14 protein-coding genes, 1 pseudogene and 1 riboswitch are annotated in these 17,723 nt (G+C 72.1%); of the genes and pseudogenes, 8 read left to right on the top strand and 7 right to left on the bottom strand.

Annotated elements, in window-relative coordinates; translation table 11 throughout:
- Nucleotides 1-4 precede the first annotated feature (4 nt).
- Complete coding sequence (locus DFR74_RS11245) at nt 5-1,177, bottom strand: acyl-CoA dehydrogenase family protein (protein ID WP_067511044.1); 1,173 nt, start codon at nt 1,175-1,177, stop codon at nt 5-7.
- Nucleotides 1,178-1,406: 229 nt separating this feature from the next.
- Here DFR74_RS11245 and DFR74_RS11250 point away from each other — a divergent pair, with 229 nt between their 5' ends.
- Nucleotides 1,407-2,225, top strand: a complete 819-nt coding sequence (locus tag DFR74_RS11250) for a hypothetical protein (protein ID WP_067511045.1) — start codon at nt 1,407-1,409, stop codon at nt 2,223-2,225.
- A gap of 57 nt (nt 2,226-2,282) precedes the next feature.
- Here DFR74_RS11250 and DFR74_RS11255 read toward each other — a convergent pair whose 3' ends face one another.
- On the bottom strand, nt 2,283-3,443 hold the full coding sequence (locus DFR74_RS11255) for an epoxide hydrolase family protein (RefSeq protein ID WP_067511046.1): 1,161 nt from the start codon (nt 3,441-3,443) through the stop codon (nt 2,283-2,285).
- Between the two features lie 93 nt (nt 3,444-3,536).
- Here DFR74_RS11255 and DFR74_RS11260 point away from each other — a divergent pair, with 93 nt between their 5' ends.
- On the top strand, nt 3,537-4,511 hold the full coding sequence (locus tag DFR74_RS11260) for a helix-turn-helix transcriptional regulator (protein ID WP_067511055.1): 975 nt from the start codon (nt 3,537-3,539) through the stop codon (nt 4,509-4,511).
- Nucleotides 4,512-4,579: 68 nt separating this feature from the next.
- Here the strand turns inward: DFR74_RS11260 and DFR74_RS11265 are convergent, their stop codons facing one another.
- The 3 genes and pseudogenes from DFR74_RS11265 to DFR74_RS11275 all read right to left on the bottom strand — a co-directional run bounded on the left by DFR74_RS11265 (nt 4,580) and on the right by DFR74_RS11275 (nt 9,838).
- Nucleotides 4,580-7,231 carry an ATP-binding cassette domain-containing protein gene (locus tag DFR74_RS11265; protein WP_170160735.1) on the bottom strand — a complete coding sequence of 884 codons (2,652 nt, stop codon included), beginning with the start codon at nt 7,229-7,231 and terminating at the stop codon, nt 4,580-4,582.
- A 29-nt stretch (nt 7,232-7,260) separates the two neighbouring features.
- Nucleotides 7,261-8,235, bottom strand: a complete 975-nt coding sequence (locus DFR74_RS11270; protein WP_067511048.1) for an ABC transporter permease — start codon at nt 8,233-8,235, stop codon at nt 7,261-7,263.
- A 10-nt stretch (nt 8,236-8,245) separates the two neighbouring features.
- A pseudogene (locus DFR74_RS11275) lies at nt 8,246-9,838 on the bottom strand (ABC transporter substrate-binding protein).
- 32 nt (nt 9,839-9,870) lie between these two features.
- Nucleotides 9,871-9,998: riboswitch (cobalamin riboswitch) on the bottom strand.
- Nucleotides 9,999-10,173: 175 nt separating this feature from the next.
- Here DFR74_RS11275 and DFR74_RS11280 point away from each other — a divergent pair.
- The 5 genes from DFR74_RS11280 to DFR74_RS11300 all read left to right on the top strand — a co-directional run bounded on the left by DFR74_RS11280 (nt 10,174) and on the right by DFR74_RS11300 (nt 14,259).
- Nucleotides 10,174-10,896: an alpha/beta hydrolase gene (locus DFR74_RS11280; RefSeq protein ID WP_067511049.1), complete on the top strand. Its 723-nt coding sequence runs from the start codon at nt 10,174-10,176 to the stop codon at nt 10,894-10,896.
- A gap of 314 nt (nt 10,897-11,210) precedes the next feature.
- Nucleotides 11,211-11,591, top strand: a complete 381-nt coding sequence (locus DFR74_RS11285; RefSeq protein ID WP_067511050.1) for a hypothetical protein — start codon at nt 11,211-11,213, stop codon at nt 11,589-11,591.
- Nucleotides 11,584-12,870 (top strand): PPE domain-containing protein, encoded by a 1,287-nt coding sequence (locus tag DFR74_RS11290; protein WP_113975066.1) that lies wholly within the window; start codon nt 11,584-11,586, stop codon nt 12,868-12,870. The genes DFR74_RS11285 and DFR74_RS11290 overlap by 8 nt, the downstream gene beginning before the upstream one ends.
- Nucleotides 12,852-13,724, top strand: coding sequence for an ESX secretion-associated protein EspG (locus DFR74_RS11295; RefSeq protein ID WP_228789048.1), 873 nt, complete (start codon nt 12,852-12,854; stop codon nt 13,722-13,724). The genes DFR74_RS11290 and DFR74_RS11295 overlap by 19 nt, the downstream gene beginning before the upstream one ends.
- A gap of 10 nt (nt 13,725-13,734) precedes the next feature.
- Nucleotides 13,735-14,259, top strand: coding sequence for a gamma carbonic anhydrase family protein (locus tag DFR74_RS11300; RefSeq protein WP_067511056.1), 525 nt, complete (start codon nt 13,735-13,737; stop codon nt 14,257-14,259).
- A gap of 74 nt (nt 14,260-14,333) precedes the next feature.
- On the opposite strand, the gene DFR74_RS11305 is transcribed toward DFR74_RS11300, so the two are convergent.
- Complete coding sequence (locus tag DFR74_RS11305) at nt 14,334-14,957, bottom strand: phosphoribosyltransferase (protein ID WP_067511057.1); 624 nt, start codon at nt 14,955-14,957, stop codon at nt 14,334-14,336.
- 11 nt (nt 14,958-14,968) lie between these two features.
- Nucleotides 14,969-15,823 carry a carbon-nitrogen hydrolase family protein gene (locus DFR74_RS11310; RefSeq protein ID WP_067511058.1) on the bottom strand — a complete coding sequence of 285 codons (855 nt, stop codon included), beginning with the start codon at nt 15,821-15,823 and terminating at the stop codon, nt 14,969-14,971.
- Between the two features lie 62 nt (nt 15,824-15,885).
- Here DFR74_RS11310 and DFR74_RS11315 point away from each other — a divergent pair, with 62 nt between their 5' ends.
- The gene (locus DFR74_RS11315; RefSeq protein ID WP_195124812.1) at nt 15,886-17,688 is read left to right on the top strand and encodes a DEAD/DEAH box helicase; all 1,803 of its coding nucleotides are present in this window, start codon (nt 15,886-15,888) and stop codon (nt 17,686-17,688) included.
- Nucleotides 17,689-17,723 lie beyond the last annotated feature (35 nt).

A 17,723-nucleotide genomic window follows, 5' to 3' on the forward strand; every position in this document is an offset into this window, starting at 1 on the left:
GACCTCACAATCCGAGGATCGTGGAGGCGATGATGGTGCGCTGCACCTCACTCGACCCTCCGTAGATGGTTGTCTTGCGGTAGTTCAGGTAGCCGGGGCCGCTGCGCTGCGCCCAGTCGGGCGAGGCGATATCGGCCGCGTCCACCGGCAGGGCGTCGGGGCCCGCGATGTCGAGCAGCAGTTCGGTGGCGGCCTGCTGGAGTTCGGAGCCGCGCAGCTTCAGCACCGACGAGGCCGGATTCGGCTTGCCGTCCGAGGAATTGGAGACGACCCGCAGCTGGGTCAGCTCCAGCGCCAGCAGTTCGTTCTCCAGTTCGGCGACGCGGGCGGCGAACACCGGGTCCTCGAGCAGCGTGCCCGACCCCGACTTGATCTGGCGCGCGTAGTCCTTCGCGACACCGAGCTTGACCTTGGTGCGGCCAACGCCGGTGATGCCGGTGCGCTCGTTGCCGAGCAGGAACTTCGCGTAGGTCCAGCCCTGGTTCTCCTCGCCGACGAGCTGATCGGCGGGCACCCGGACGTTCTCGAAGAACACCTCGTTCACCTCGTAGCCGCCGTCGATCAGCTTGATCGGGCGGATGGTGACGCCGGGGCTCTTCACGTCGAACAGCAGGAAGGAGATGCCCGCCTGCTTCTTCGGCGCGTTCGGATCGGTGCGGACCAGGCAGAAGATCCAGTCGGCGTACTGGGCCAGCGTGGTCCAGATCTTCTGGCCGTTGACGATGTAGGAGTCACCGTCGCGGACGGCGGTGGTGCGCAGCGAGGCCAGGTCCGAGCCCGCGTCGGGTTCGGAGAAGCCCTGGCACCACCAGATGTCGAGGGCCGCGGTGGGCGGGAGGAAGCGTTCCTTGAGTTCCTGGGAGCCGAAGTGCGCGATGACCGGACCGACCATCTGGGCGTTGAAGGTGAGCGGCTCGGGCACCGAGGCCAGCTGCATCTCGTCCTGCCACAGGTGGCGCTGCATGGGGGTCCAGTCCTTGCCGCCCCATTCCACCGGCCAGTTCGGCACGGCGAGCCCGTTGTCGTTGAGGATCTTGTGGGCGGTCACGACGTCCTCGCGGGAGAGTTCGCGCCCGCGCTTCACGCGCTCGCGGATCTCGGCGGGAATCTGTTCGCGGTAGAACTGCCGCAACTCGTCGCGGAAGGCCACCTCGTCGGGGGACAGGGATAATTTCATACGCAGCTCCCGTTGTGTCTCGTACTTCCGAGTGCAAACCTACCCCTCGGTTCACCGGCACTGTCGAGTGGATCACATACCCGCCCCGCCGCGGACCATCCCTCGCCGAGATCGCCGCGCCGCGCCGCGTCACATCCGGCGTCGACCCGGGCGGCGCGGGCCCCGTCGAGCTGGTACGTTGCTGGCCAGGGTTCGGGGAATCCCGTGGTTCATATACGAGGAGTACTTGGTGAACGGCAGAACCATCGCACGTGCGGCCGCGACGGTGACCTCTCTCGGCCTCGGCGCCGTTCTGGCCTTCGCGGGGCCCGCCGCCGCCGCGCCGGAGGGGCCGATCGGCGAGGCCATCGCGCAGCTCACCGAGCGCGCGGGCGAGGACGCCGCCGCTCGGGCCGGTGTGGGCGCGCTGGACAAGTACACCGACATGCTCGACATCCCGCAGGTCCGCGAGATCGCGGGTCAGTGGGCCCCCTTCGCCTACGCCGCGCCCACCTTCGGCTGCGGCACGCACGGCCCGATCACCACGATCATCGCGGCGGCCACCACCGGGGGCAACACGCCCGACCACGCCGAGAACCCCGATCCGGGCACGCTGCGCTTCAGCGCCACCCCCGCGCACTCGGGCGTGCCGCTCAGCTCCGGGCTCACCGTCGCGTGGGTGAACGTGAACAACGGCCGCAGCGGCATCGATGTCCTCGATGACACCACCGACCACAACATGCCCACGCTGTCCAAGACCGTGCACAGCGGTCCCGGCACCGTGCTGGCGTCCATGTGGGGCATCATCGGCTACCCCGGCGCGCACTGCGTGATGACGCCGACGGTCGGCATGTTCGTCGTCCCGGATCTGCCTCCTCCGCCCCCGGCGCCCGCGCCCGAGGCGCCCGGCACCCCCGCCGCGCCCGCGCCCGCACCGCAGGCGGCGGTCCCCGCGCCCGGCGCTCCGGGTACGCCCGCCGCGCCCGCGCCGGCGCAGGCACCCGAACCGGCCCCGGCGCCCGCTCCGGCGCCCGCCGCGCCGAACCCCGGTGTGTCCGTGCACAACTGACGACTCACGTCCGGCCGCCGCGGAGATTTCTCCACGGCGGCCGTCGTGTTTCCGAGGTCAGGCCGATGCCTTGGCCCGGTGGTCGATGGCGTCGAAGCAGGCGCGGATGTCGTCGGCGTGCGCGGCCGGTTGTTCCATGGCGACGAAGTGGTTGCCGGTGTTGCCCTCCGGCCAGTACGCGATGTCGTTGTCGCGTTCGGCGAGCCTGCGCATGAGCGCCGAGCCGCCGCCGTACACGCCGGTCGGCACCAGCGTCTGCCCGGCGGGCCAGCCGAATCCGCCGTCGGCCAGCCCCTCGTACATCGGCCACGACGAGGTGCCCGCGGTGTCGGTGAACCAGTACAGGCTCGCGTTGACGAGCAGATGGTCGCGGTCGATGACGTCCTCCACGTGGTCGGCCATCGGCGTGAACTCGGCGAACTTCTGCATCAACCAGGCCAGCAGGCCCACCGCGGAATCGGTCCACGCGTGCGCGAACGTGCGCGGGGCGGCACGCAGCAGCGTGTGGTGGTCGACGCCGCCGGTCATCCACTGCCCCATGAGATCCCATTCGGCGCGCTCGTCGGGCGTCATCCCGGGCACGTCGGCCTCCGTCGGCATGCCGATGCCGCCGTCCAAGTGCACCCCGACCACGCGGTCCGGGGCAAGCGCCGCCACCCGGGGCGCGATGTAGGCGCCGAGGTCGCCGCCCTGCACGCCGTAGCGGGAGTATCCGAGCCGGTCCATGAGCGCGATCCACATGCGGGCGACCCGGTCCACGGACATATCGGGGCCGTGCTCGGAGAAAGCGAAGCCGGGCACCGACGGCACGATCACGTGGAAGGCGCGGGCACCGGGGCGACCGTGCGCGGCGGGATCGGTGAGCGGGCCGATGGTCTTGGTGAATTCGGCGAACGAATTGGGCCACCCGTGGGTGAGCAGCAGCGGCAGGGCGTCGGGGTCGGCGGAGCGCACGTGCACGAAATGCACGTCGAGGCCGTCGATCCCGGTGACGAACTGCGGGAACTCGTTGAGCGCCGATTCCTGTGCGCGCCAGTCGAATCCGGTGCGCCAGTACTCGGCGAGCTCCTTCAGGTAGTCCAGCGGGACGCCACGCTCCCAGCCGTCGCCGGGCAGGGCGTGGGCGCTCCAGCGGGTGCGGGCCAGCCGGTCGAGAAGGTCGTCGACGTCGGCCTGCGGGATGTGAATGTGGAAGGGGCGGATCTGCTGGTCGGTCATCGAGTACTCCCTGCGTCGTTCTTATCGTTCGTAGACGAAGGTAGAGCGCATATAGGACCATTCAAGTCCTAGTTCTCCGTCATGATGGAAAACGTGAACGACACCCCCGCCCGCCTGCTGAAACTGCTCTCGCTGTTGCAGACGCCCCGTGTGTGGCCGGGCAGCGAACTGGCCGAACGGCTCGGCGTCACCGACCGCACCGTGCGCCGCGATATCGACCGGCTGCGGGCGCTCGGCTATCCGGTGGACGCGGAGCTGGGCGCGGTCGGCGGCTACCGGCTGGCGGCGGGCGCGGCCATGCCGCCGCTGCTGGTGGACGACGACGAGGCGGTGGCCATCGCCCTCGGGTTGCGGGCGGCCGCCGCGTCGACGGTGGCGGGCGTGGGCGAGGCATCGGTGCGCGCGCTGACCAAACTCGAGCAGGTGCTGCCCACCCGGCTGCGCAGGCGGGTTCGCGTACTGAGTACGGCTACCTCCCACCGCATTTCGGCGGAACCCGCCGTCGACGCGGAGGTGCTCACCACACTGGCCGCCGCCGTGACGAACCGGGAACGCGCCCGCTTCACCTACCGCGACGCGGCAGGCCGGGCGAGCGCCAGGCACGGCGAACCGGCCGGGCTGGTGGCCTCGGGCCGCCGCTGGTACCTGGTCGCCTACGACCTGGATCGCGGGGACTGGCGCACCTTCCGCGCCGACCGGATCGAGAATCCACGGGCGACCGGGGCACGCTTCACGCCACGCCCGCTACCGGCCGAGAGTCCGGCCGACTACGCGGCAGGGGCGCGCACCAACTGGGGCACACCGGTGCTGCCCGTGTCGGTGACCATCCACGCTCCCGTCGCGGCGGTCGCGGGACCCCTCGCCGACGCACCGGGTGAGCTCGTCGCGCTCGACGAGACGAGCTGCCGCCTGACCGGCGAGGGCGACGACGCGCCGGAGTGGTTGGCGCACCGGCTGATCCGGCTCGGCGTGGACTTCGAGGTGCACGAGCCGAGGGAGTTGATCGAGGAGTTGCGTGTGGTGCGGGAGCGGTTGGAGCGAGCGTTGGGTGCGAGGCGGGCGGAGTAGCAGGGGGCCGGACGGTGGCCGGCACCCCTCCGACCCGGGACACGGCGAGCTCGGGGGTGCGGGGATCTCTACCCCACCGGGTGGAGGCGGCCGCCGTCCAACGTGAGGGTGCGGTCGGCGAGGCGGGCGACGACCTCGGGCTGGTGGCTGATGAGGATCATGGCCAGGCCGGTGCCGCGCAGATCGTCCAGGAGGTCGAGAACCGCCGCGCGGGAGCGGATGTCGAGCGAGGCCGTGATCTCGTCGCAGATGAGGACGCCGGGGCGAGCGGCCAAGGCACGGGCGACGGCGACCCGCTGCTGCTGTCCGCCGGACAGGCGGCCGGGGCGGCGGTCCAGGAGTGCCTCGTCCAGGTGCAGCGAGGCGAACAGGCGACGGGCCTCCCGCTGGGCGGACTCGTGGTCCAGGCCGTGCAGCAGGCGCAGGGTGCGCCGCACCTGCGCGCCGACCGGATAGACCGGATTCAGCGACGTGGCCGGATTCTGGAAGACCAGCTGAATCGCCCTGCGCTGCGCGATAGTTCGCCGATCCACGCTCGCAGGGACCCGCCCGCCCTCGAACTCCACGTGCCCGGCGGTGGGTGCGTGCAAGCCCGCCAACGCCCGCGCCACCGTCGTCTTCCCGACACCCGACCGCCCGACGATCGCCAGGCACTCCCCTTCCGCCACAGCGAAATCCACGTTATCGAGCACGCGCGTCCACCGTCCGTGGGCGACGGACAGGCCGGTCACCCGCAGGACCGGCGCGCCGGGTTCGCGGGCGGCAACACCGCCGGTCGGGACCGATTCCACGCCGGGACCACCACCGCCCCTGTTCGATTCGGCGTCGGAAGCGCCGCCCGCCCGTCCCGGCACCACGCCCTTGGCGCCACTCGCTCCGCCCGGCGCCCGGCTCGAAGTGCCTCCTGCCCAGATCAATTCGCCGCCCAGCGCCCCCTCCGACAGGCCAGGATCGCCATCGGAAACATCGGCCGTCCCGCATGGTTCACCAGCAGATGCGCCGTGCGGTGTGACCGGCCCGTCGTCGGAAACGGCATCCGCCCTGCCCGGCTGATCGGCTGCCGCGATGGTTGTGCCGGTGTCCTCGGTCGCGTCATCACCACGAGAAGGGGGCGGGGCGCCGGTCGTATCGCATTGCCGGGTGCCGGGCGTCAGCGCGTTTCCGACGGGCGGACGCACGGCCAGGTGCACCGGGCCGCTTTCGCCGGGCTCCGCATCCGAACCAGGTGTCGGGCCGAAGGAGACGAGCTTGCCCTGATCGAACTCCGCTACGTCGTCGACGACCGGGGCGAGGCCGGCGAGGTCGTGGGTGACGATGAGAAAGGTTGCGGTGGTGGAGTTCTTGATGTCGGTGAGGGTGGCGACCAGGTCCGCGCGGGTGCGGGGATCGAGGCCGGTGGTGGGTTCGTCGAGGACGATGAGCGCGGGGTTGCCGGTGAGCGCCATGGCGAGCAGGACGCGTTGCTGCTGGCCGCCGGAGAGTTCGTGCGGGTAGCGGCGGCGGAATTCGGGGGTGCCGGGCAGGCCGACGCGTTCGAGGGCCGCGGCGACGACGCTCGCGCCGGCGCGGCGATCGTGCAGGCGGGCGATCTCGCGCAGCGACGTGCCGATCCGTAGCGCGGGATTCAATCCGGCCGCCGGATCCTGCGGCACATAGCCGACGGTGCGCAACCCCTCCGTCACCGGGGTCGTGATCACGCCCGTGGCGCGCAGGCCGCGCGGCAGGGCGCCGAGCACCGCCGAGGCGAAGGTCGTCTTCCCCGCGCCGGAGGGTCCGACGACCGCCAGACTGCGGCCGCGCGCCACCGACAGCGAAACCCCTTCCAGCACGGCGCGACCGTGCCGGTCGTGGACGTCGAGATCGGAAACAGCAAGTCCCGCATCGGGATCGGAGGCTAGGCGTGCCAGGCGCGAAGGTGGCGGGACGTGTCCGCCCAGCAGCCCGTCGACCAGCAGGTTCACCGACACCACCAGCACCATCACCAGCGCGGCGGGCGCGAGCACCGACCACGGCTGCACGACGAACCCCGGCCGGTTCTCGGTGATCATGAGCGCCCAGTCCGCCGAGGGCGGCCGCAGGCCGAGGCCGAGGAATCCGCTCACCGCGACCATCGAGATGGTGCCGGACACGCGAATTCCCGCGTCCGCCAACACGACCGAACGCAGGTTCGGCAGCACCTCCACCACGGCGACGCGCCACCACGGTTCGCCACGGGCGCGCGCCGCCTCCACGTAACCGCTGCCCGCGATCTCGAGCACGGCGGTGCGGACGATGCGGATGATCCAGGGTGAGGCGGCCAGCGTCGTCGTCACCACGATCGCCGCCGGACCGGGCCCCATGGCGGTGGCGATCACCGCGAGCAGCAGGAACCACGGCACCACCACCAGCGCGTCGACCGGGCGCGACACCCACGGATCGGCGCGGCGCCGCAGACCGGCGAGCAGCCCGAGCGCGAGGCCGAGTCCGTAGGCCGCCATCAGCGCGGCGGCGGTGATCGCGACCAGCGACAGCCCGCCGTGCAGCAGGCGCGAGAACACGTCGCGCCCGACGACATCCGTGCCCAGCGGGAACTGCCCGGACGGCTCCGTGAACGGCCTGCCGACCGGCGACGTGGCCGGATGCGGCGCGAGCAACGGGCCGAGCACCACCACGGCGAGCACCGCGAGCAGCAGCGTCGCGGGCACCACCACACGCAGTCGTACTTTCGAACCCCTTTGCACAGCAATACTTTCCACAGACCGCCCGGCACTCATGCCGCACCCCCGAGCACTTCCCGCCGGGCACGCGGGCTCACCGCCAGCGTCGCCAGATCCGCGAGCAGGTACACGGCGAGTCCGAGCGCCGCCATCAGCACCGCGGCCGACTGCACGAACGGGAAGTCCCGCGCGGCGATCGCGCGCAAGAGTTCCTGGGAGAGACCGGGATAGGCGAACAGCGTCTCCACCACCGCCACGCCGCCGATCAACCCCACGATCGATCCGGCGACCGGATGGATCGAGGCCGACACGGCGTTGGGCGCGACATGCCGGGCCAGCAGGCGCCATCCGCCCACCCCGTTCGACCGCACGGCCGTGATGTAGGGGCTCGCCATCACATCGGCGGTCTGCGCGCGCACCACCCGCACCGGGTGCGGCGCCAGCCCGATCAGCAGGCACAGCACCGGCAGCACCAGGATCTCCGGCCGCTCCCACGGACTCGTCCCGGTCGGCAACAGCGACACCGCGGGCAGCAGATGCAACGTCAGCGACACCGTCGCCACCAGGATCACCCCGGAGACGAAGGAGGGCAACGACTCCGCGACGAGGGCGAGCGAACTCACCGCGCGGTCGGTGCGCGATCCGGCACGCGAGCCCGCCAGCAACCCGAGCGCGAGCGCGAGCGGGATCAGCAGCGCGGCCGTGATCGCCGCCAGCACCACGGAATTGCCGAGGCGGCCGAGCAGCACCTCGCGCACCGGCCGCCCCGACAGCAGCGAATCGCCGAGGTCGCCGCGCACGAAATCGCCGGTCCACTCCGCGAATCGGACCGGCGCGGGCCGGTCGAGCCCGAGTTCGGCGCGTTTGGCCGCGAGCTGTTCGGCCGTCGGCTGACCGCCGCCGTGGCGGCTCAACGCCACGGCGGCGGCATCGGAATCCAGCAGCTCGAACAGGCCGAACACCACCAGCGCGACCGCGAACAGCACCGCGATCGCGCCGCCGACGCGGCGCAGCAGATAGCGGATCACCGCGAGACCGCTACTCCGCCAACCAGGTGGTGGTGAAGTTCGCCCAGTCGTCGGTGCCCGGCACGCCGTCGCGCACGCCCTGCACGCGGACGTGCGCGACATCGGGACGCTTGGCGAAGCTGTGCAGGATGTAGCCGCCCTCGTTCCAGAGTTCTTCCTGGAGTTCGAAATACAGCTGCCTGCGGCGCTCCTGGTTCATCTCCGCGCGGGCGGCCGCGAACGTGGCGTCCCACGCCGGGCGGCGCCAGCCGGAGTCGTTGCTGGGCGAATCGCTGGTCATCGTCTGGCCGTAGAAGTAGTCCAGACTGTAGTTCCACCAACCGATGTGGGAGAGCGGCGCTGTGCCCACCACCTCGGTGAAATAGGTGTCGGCAGGCACGGTTTCGAGCCGGATGGTGATGCCCGCGGCCTTGGCGTGCTCGGCGAACAGCGTCGCGGACTCGACCATGCCGGGGATCGCGTCGGCCGTCGGCAGCGTGACGGTCAGGTTCTCCCGCCCCGCCTCCCGCAGCAACTGGCGCGCCCGCTCCGGATCGTAAGTCCGTTGCGGCAGTTGGTCGTTGTAGAACGGCGCGCCCTTGCCGTAGATGTCGTTGCCGACCTAGCCGAAGCCGTAGTACACCGCCTCGACCATGGCCTCGCGGTCCACAGCCAGCCGCATCGCCTGGCGCACCCGCACGTCGTCGAAGGGCGCCACGTCCACCCGCATCTGGAAGGCGCCCATCAGGCCCGCGGGCGGGGTGACGACCTGCGCGTTCGGATCGTTCGCCAGCGTGTGCGCCTGCAGGTAGGACATCTCGTGCGCGGTGTCGGCCGCACCGGAGAGGAAGGCGTTCATGCGCGCTTCGGTCTCGGCGATCTGGATGATCTCCACCTCGTCCAGGTGGACCGGGCCGTCCCAGTACTTCTCGTTGCGGCGCAACAGGGTCCGGTCACCCGGCGACCAGTTCGCCAGCGCGAACGGCCCCGTGCCGACGGGCAGCGTGTTCCGGTCGAACACCGTGGTGCCGTCCTTGATCACGTAGCAGTACCACCCGGCCAGCACCGAACCGAAGTCCGCGATCGGCGTCTTCATCGCCACCACCACGCCGAGGTCGCCGTCGGCGCGGGTGCGCGACATGTCGACCACGGCCAGGTCGCCGGAGGAGGGCCGCGCCGGGTCGAGCATCCGCTCGAAGCTCCACAGCACATCGCGCGCGGTGAGCGGGCTGCCGTCGCTGAACACCACGCCGGGGCGCAGGGTGATGCGCCATTCGCTGCCGTCGGCGTTGGGTTCGAGCGCGCTGGCCAGGCGAAAGCGCAGGGTGAGGTCGTTGTTGTAGGCGACGAGTTTGTCCCACACGTTCTTGCTCACCGCACCGCCCGCGGAGCTGCCCGCCAGGTGCGGGTCCAGCACGTCCACGCTGGCGGCGCGTCCGGCGATCGCGGCGCGCAACCGGCCGCCCGCGCGCGGTGGACCGCCCTGGGGCCCGGTGCCGCCGTCACCGCAGCCGGTGAGCGTGAGCGCGCCGGTCGCGAGCAGCCCCAGTGCGCCCGCGCTGCGCAGCAGCATCTCCCGGCGGCCGAGTGTCCGCCGGTGTCGTATCGAGTTGTCCATCGCCATCCTCGTGGAGTCGTCCCGGTGCCGGCCGACGCAGGTGTCCTGGCTCCCGGATCGACGCTCCCCACCGGCCTTCCAACCCGGGCAGGTCGTGGCCGTACTGCGGCGGTTCGCTCCTCGGTGACAGTTGCGGGACAGCCCCGGATTCGCACCGGTGTTCCCTGCGTCGAGGCCAGACCCTACCGCCCCGAGAAGCGGGCGCGGGCGGGCTCGTCGGCGAACGGCCCGGTCAGGGGGTCAGCTGGGGCACGAACGGCGAATCGGCGGAAAAGTGTAGCCGGTGGCCGTGCAGGACGGTGAACTCCACTGAGTCGCAGAAGTTTTGGCACTATCGGTACATGTTCTACTTCGACGGCGCGCGCGGCCGGATGCACTATCGGCGGTGGCCGGTCGACAACGCGGTGGCCACGGCGGCACTCCTGCCGGGGCTCGGTCAGCACAGCGGGCACTACCACCGATTCGCCCGGAGTCTGGGGGCGGCGGGCATCCGGCTGTGGGCCCTGGACACCTTCGGGCACGGGCTCAGCGAGGGCGATCCCCTGCACCCGGGCACGCTGGCCGAACTGGTGGCCGACGCGACCGCGTTCCTGGACCGGGTGCGTGCCGAAGCGGCGGGCCCGCTGGTGCTGATGGGGCATTCGCTCGGCGCCGTCACGGCGCTCGGGACGCTCGGCGCCGCCGTCCCCGACATCAGCGCGGGCACCGATCTGAACACCGTCGAGGCCAGCTATCCGCTCACGCCGAGCGTGCCGCACGAGGCGTTGGCGGGGCTCGTGCTGTCCGGCGTGCCGCGCCGGGCGCTCGGCGGCGGACGCCCCGATGCGCCGGGTACACCGCTGCCGTCGACGCTGCCGATCCTGGCGGTGCACGGCACCGACGACCGCCGCGCGCCGGTGGAGGCGATGCGCGAATGGGCCGGGCGGCACCCGTGGGCGCGCTGGCACGAATACGCCGACACGGGCCACGACGTGCTGCACGAACCCCGCTACGCCGAGGTGACGGCCGATGTCGTCGCCTGGCTGCTGGAGCGGGCGCACAGCGCGGCGGCAGCTTCGCGCTAGTCCGTGACACACTTCACAAATCCGGCCGAGCCCGCCCGGCGCCACGATCGGGCGGGCCTGGGTTCCCCGCGTGTCGACTTCCTCGGCCGTTGGTGTTTTACGACAAAGGCGACATCGGCGGGGGACAACGCGCCCGGGTACCTGCTTAAAATTGCGGGGACCATCGGCCCCCGGGGAGTGACCGGCCGGGCCGGTGCGCGCGGCGACGGTGTGCTCGCGCGCGGTGGAGCAGGCGCCGCCGTGGGGTCGGCGCGGCGCGGGAGAACCGAGTACGGCCGCGGGGCACGCGGCACGATGAGGAAGGGGGACGGTCGATGCGGCCACAGGTCACGAACCTGAATCAGGCTGTCGACGAGGGCAGGCTCTGGATCGACGATGTACTCGTCGCGGACGGCGCGCACGAACGGTGCGCGCGCCGCTACGAACAGCTGGCCGATCAGGTGGAGGCCCAGATCCACGGGCTCACGGCCGCCACCTCGCTGCCGGGGTTCGGCGGATTCGCCTCCGGTGACGCGCTGCGCGCCGGCTTCGAGGGCAAGGCGGGCGAGGCGATCACCCGGCTGCGGGCCTACGCCGACTCCGCGCGCGAGCTCGCGGCGACCTTCCGCGCCGCCGCGGCCGCCTACAGCGCGGCCGACGACGGGCTGGCCGCGGCCGTCGCCGAGGTGGACGCGGCGGGGGTGGCCCATGCCTGATCTGCCCCGCACCGATCCGGCGTACGCGCCGACCGTCGAGGTGTTCGACCACCTCCAGCAGCGCGAGATCCATCAGAAGGTGCAACTGCTCGACCCGGTCGCGCTGCACGCGGGCAGCCAGGCGTGGCAGGGCTCGGCGACCGGGCTCACCGACGCGGTGGCGCAGGCGCACACCGAGATCCGCGCGCTCATCGCCGACGGCTGGCGGGGCGGTGCGGCGGGCGCGGCCGCCGACGCGGTCCGCGATTTCGAACAGCACGGCCAGCGGTTGGCCGATGTGTTCGCCGCCGTCGCCCAGCGGCTCGGCCAGGCGGGCGACGCGGCCGAGGCGCTGCGCGCCGCCATCGGCGTCGGCGAGCAGACCGAGGCGGATCTGTCCTCGGCACTGCTGGATCCGACCCAGGCCACCGCCATCGTCGCCACCCAGAAGGCCGCCGAGCACGACCGGCAGGATGTGGTGCAGGCGATGGACAGCATCTACACCAACGTGTTCCTCGGCGCGGGCACCGGCGTGCCCGCCTTCCCCGACGCCCCCGCGGGCATCGGCGCCCCGGGTTCGGGCACGCCCGCACCGGGCATCCAGATCACCACCACCGTTGACCCGTCGGGAACGCCTGTCTCCCAACCGGTTTCGAACGTCGTGTCCGCGCCGCAGGCCGAGACGCCCGGCGCGACCGAGCCGGAGCAGGCCGAGGAACCGCAGCCGGAGCGGGAGCCCGAGGCGTCCACCGTGCCCGCGAGCACCACGCCCGCCGCCGTGCTCCCCACGATCCCGGGCGGCACCGACACCGCGCCCGCCGTGGCCAAACCGGTGCCGGTCGCGGCCGACACCGCGTCCGCAGCGGCCGCGCCGCAGGATCGCGCGGTCCGTCCTGTCGCGGGCGCGCCGGTCACCGCCGCACCGGCGGCCACGGTGCCCGCGGCGACGGTGCCCACCACCACGACTTCGCCCGCGTCCGCCGACGACGAGCGCAAGCGCGAGGAGCGCCGCCGCGAGACCAACGCGGGCGACGCCGCCGTCACCGGCATGGGCGCGGGCGCCGTCGGCGGGCTCATGGGTGGCGCGCTGGCCGCCGCCGACACCACCCGGCAGGGGTCGAGCGTCGCGGCGAACGCGTCACGCCCCGCGCGTCCGGAGGAGGACGAGGACGACGACGATCTGCTCTGGGAGGACGACGATCTCACCTTCCTGGAGCCCGGCGAGGAGAACAGCGAGCTGATCGGCGAACTCGATCCGACGACGCCCCCGGTGGTCGGTGAATGGACCGAGCTGGAGTGAACTGGACGCTGACCCCGGACCAGTTCGCCATGGCCTGGGAGCGCACCGACGGGGACCGCGTGCCCTACCCGCTGGCCGTCCGGCTCTCGGCGCGCGACTCCGATGAACGCGCCGCGCAACTGCCCGAACTGCACCGCTGGTGCGAGCACACGCTCGACGCCGATCTGGAGGCCGCGCTGCGGCTGCTGACCAGGCCCGCGGTGCTGGTGGAGGTGTACGGCGAGCACCGGCGCACCCTCGGGCCCGCCGTCGCGGACGACGAGTGGTCGGTCGACACAGCGGAATTCGCCATCGGCGCGACCGGTGACGCCGCGGACGACACGGCCGGCGCACCCGCCGCCGAGGCGAAGCCGGTGCGCGTGCTGGCGGTGGCGGCCGGCGAGGTGGCCGTGGTCGCGGCGCAGCGCCCCGGTCCGCTGCCCGACCGCGGCGGCGACGTGCGGCTGTTCGTCGGCAACACCAAGAACCTCGCGGCGCGCATCGTGTCGACCCTGCCCGAACAGCGCCCCGGCACGCTCGGGCGGCTCAGCTCGCCGCTGTCGCGGGTCAAGGAGGACAGCCGCGATCTGGTGACCGTGCCGGTTTCGGGGCCGTCGGCGCCCGCGCGAATCCGGCGGCTGCTCAACCGTCCGCGCGACGGCATCGGGCAGATCGTCATCTCGGTGCGGCGCGGTGCGGAAATGCGGCCGTTCGGTGTGCTCTCCTGGATCGACGTCGCCGAGGACGGCCGCTACGCGGTGCGCACCGGCGCCGATGTGCACGTGGCCCCGGTGCATGCCGAGGCATTCGCCGCGCACCTGCGGCCGATGCTGGCCGCCGCCGAGCAGGCGACAGCGCACGCCGAACGCTGGTAGACCTGGACGCGTGCCACTCTACGAATTCGAAGGCAAACGGCCGCAGGTCGATCCGACGGCGTTCGTCGCGCCCACCGCCACCCTCATCGGCGATGTGCGCGTCGAGGCGGGCGCGTCCATCTGGTACGGCGCGGTGCTGCGCGCCGACCTGGCGCCCATCGTCATCGGCGAGCGCGCCAATATCCAGGACAACGCGGTGCTGCACGTACCGCCGGACGTGCCGATGACCATCGGCGCGGGCGCGACCATCGCGCACAGCGTGGTGTTCCACGGCGCGTCGGTGGGCGCCGAGGCGATCGTCGGCAACGGCACCACGGTGCTGGACCTGGCGAAGATCGGCGCGGGCAGCATGATCGCCGCCCATTCGCTGGTGCCGCCGGGCGCCGAGATCCCCGACGGCGTGCTCGCCGCGGGCTCCCCCGCCCAGGTCAAACGCCCCATCGAAGGCACCCAGGCCGAGATGTGGGTCCGCGCCAACCCCGGCTTCTACGCCGAACTCGCGCAACGCCATCGCAAGGGGATCACCGAGGTCTGATCGACGCCGCCCCGCACGCCGCCGTGGCGACCGGTGACCCGGGGCGGGCGAATCCGGCTGCGCGCCGGCCCCGTTCAGGCGAGCAGCACCGACACTTCCTCGTCGGCGAGCTGGTGGAAGTCCCGGTACGCGGTGCCCACGCCACCGAGATCCGGTGGCACCAGCGGGCACACCACCTCGTCGGCCTCGCCCGCCGCCCGATGCACCGCCTCCGACGAGGACACCGGGACGGCGACGACCACGCGAGCGGGCTGGTGCAGCCGCACCACGCGGCAGGCCACCACCACGGTCGCGCCGGTGGCCATGCCGTCGTCGACGATGATCGCGGTGCGCCCGCCGATCGGCACCGGGCCGCCGCTCCCGCGCCAGACGGCCAGGCGGCGTTCGAGTTCCGCGCGCTCCAGCCGTTCCACGCGGGCGAGTTCGGCGCGCGACACCCCGGTGTGCCGGATCACGTCCGGGTTGAGCACGCGCACGCCCTGCTCACCGATCGCGCCCATGGCCAGCTCCGGCTGCCACGGCACGCCCAGCTTGCGCACCAGCAGGATGTCCAGATCGCCCCCGATGACCGAGCGGACCGCCGCCGCCACCGGCACACCGCCGCGCGGCAGCCCGAGCACCAGCGGCATCGATGCGCGCAGATGCTCCAGCCGGGCTCCCAGAACGCGACCGGCCGCCGTGCGATCGGGGTAGGTCATCCACTCCGACGCTACTCCGGTGCGCGCTCGGTGATCGCGAATCGCCGCAAGGCCAGGCTGGGATTGACGGCCCGCACCTCGGCGAGGCGGTCGAGTTCGACGGTCGCGGTGAGCACACCGGGCTCTGCACCGAGTTCGGCGAGCACCGCCCCGGTGGGGTCGATGATCATGGACGCGCCCGCGCCGCGCGGGGCGGCCTGGTCGGCGGCCGCGACGTACACCGTGTTCTCGATGGCGCGCGCCCGCAGCAGGGTGGTCCACTGATCCACCTTGGCGGGACCGGGAATCCACTGCGCGGGCACCAGCAGCGCCTGCGCGCCCGCCGCGGCGAGACGCCGGAATCCTTCGGGGAAGCGCAGATCGAAGCAGGTCTGGACGCCGAAGGTGACGTCTCCCACGGTGAACACGGGCGGCGCGGTGAGGGCGCCGGGCTCCACCACGTCGGATTCGAGGTGGCCGAACGCGTCGTAGAGGTGCACCTTGCGGTAGCTGGTGACGAGGTCGCCGTCCGGCCCGTGCACGAGCAGCGTGTTGCGGATGCGATCGGCGCCGGGCGCGACCTGTTCGATCATGCCCGCCACCAGGTGGACCCCGAACTCGCGCGCGAGGCCGGCCAGTCCGGTGGCGAACGGCCCGGTGAGCGGCTCGGCGACGGCGACGACCCGCTCGTCGAGGCGCGTCACGGCGTACATCGAATACTCGGGCGCCGCCACCACCCGGGCGCCGCGGCGCGCCGCCTCGGCGACGTGGTCGCGCAGCGCGGCGAGGTTGTCCGCGGGCTCGGTCGTGGGCGCGAACTGCACCACCGCGACCGGCACCTGTGCGGCAAGGTGATTCCGATGCTCCGGCGCGTCGTTGGGTTGCATGGGTCTCACCGTATTGGCCCCGTGGCCGGAACGGCCACCGCGAGGCAGTAAACTCCTGGTCAATGAGTACCAATCAGGTCGACAGCGTTCCTGGCGACAACGACAGGGATTCGGGTGGGGACGAGGACACGGTCACCCACCCCGTCGGTCCTACCTTCGCCGATCTCGGCATCGATGACCGCATCCTGCGGGCCATCGCCGACGTCGGCTACGAGTCGCCCTCCCCGATCCAGGCGGCGACCATCCCCCCGCTGCTCGACGGCGCCGACGTGGTCGGCCTCGCGCAGACCGGTACGGGCAAGACCGCCGCGTTCGCCATCCCGATCCTCATGGGCCTGCAGGACTCCGGCAAGGAGCCCCGCGCGCTCGTGCTGGCCCCGACCCGTGAGCTGGCGATCCAGGTGGCCGAGGCCTTCGGCCGCTACGCCACCCACATGCCCGGCCTGCACGTGCTGCCGATCTACGGCGGCCAGTCCTACGGCGTGCAGCTGTCCGGGCTGCGCCGCGGCGCGCAGGTCGTGGTCGGCACGCCCGGCCGCGTGATCGATCACCTGGAGAAGGGCACGCTCGACCTGTCGAAGCTGCGCTACCTGGTGCTCGACGAGGCCGACGAGATGCTCAAGATGGGCTTCCAGGAGGACGTCGAGCGCATCCTCGCCGACACCCCCGCCGAGAAGCAGGTGGCGCTGTTCTCGGCCACCATGCCCTCGGCCATCCGCAAGATCTCCAAGCAGTACCTGCACGATCCGGTGGAGATCACGGTCAAGGCCAAGACCCAGACCAACACCAATATCTCCCAGCGCTGGGTGCAGGTGTCGCACCAGCGCAAGCTGGACGCGCTGACCAGGGTGCTCGAGGTGGAGACCTTCGAGGCCATGATCATTTTCGTGCGCACCAAGCAGGGCACCGAGGAGCTCGCCGAGAAGCTGCGCGCCCGCGGGTTCTCCGCGGCCGCCATCAACGGCGACATCGCGCAGAACCAGCGCGAGCGCACCATCGGCCAGCTCAAGTCGGGCGCCCTCGACATTCTGGTGGCCACCGACGTCGCGGCGCGCGGCCTGGACGTGGAGCGCATCTCGCACGTCGTGAACTACGACATCCCGCACGACACCGAGTCCTACGTGCACCGCATCGGCCGCACCGGGCGCGCCGGGCGCAGCGGTGAGGCGCTGCTGTTCGTGGCGCCGCGCGAACGCCACCTGCTCAAGGCGATCGAGCGCGCCACCCGCCACCCGCTGACCGAGATGCAGCTGCCCAGCGTGGAGGACGTGAACGCGCAGCGCGTGGCCAAATTCGGCGACGCGATCACCGAGAACCTCTCCTCGGCGAACCTGCCGCTGTTCCGCAAGCTCATCGAGGACTACGAGCGCGAGCACAACATCCCGCTGGTGGACATCGCGGCCGCGCTGGCCGTGGGCTCCTACGACGGCGACAACTTCTTCATGGAGCCCGAGCCGGAGCCGCAACGCCGCGAACGCCCGCTGCGCGAACGCCCGGCGCGCGCCTTCGACGAGGGACCGTCGCGGCACCGGGCCACCGGCGCGGAACTGGCGACCTACCGGATCAGCGTCGGCAAGCGGCACCGGGTGGTGCCGGGCGCGATCGTCGGCGCCATCGCCAACGAGGGCGGCCTGCGCCGCAGCGACTTCGGGCACATCAGCATCCGGCCGGACCACAGCCTGGTGGAGCTGCCCGCGCACCTGCCCGAGGAGACGCTGGAAGCGTTGCGCCGCACCAGGATCAGCGGTGTGCTGATCCAGCTGCAACTCGATTCCGGTCCGCCCTCGCACCGTCCGTTCACCCGCGGCCCGCGCCGCGACCGCGACGGGGGCAAGCGACCGGAGCGCCGCAAGCCACGCTCCTGAACCGGGCGGTGTCCACCGCGGCCGCGAGAAGTGGC

The sequence above is a fragment of the Nocardia puris genome, assembly GCF_003315035.1.
GTDB classification, from domain to species: Bacteria; Actinomycetota; Actinomycetes; order Mycobacteriales; family Mycobacteriaceae; genus Nocardia; species Nocardia puris.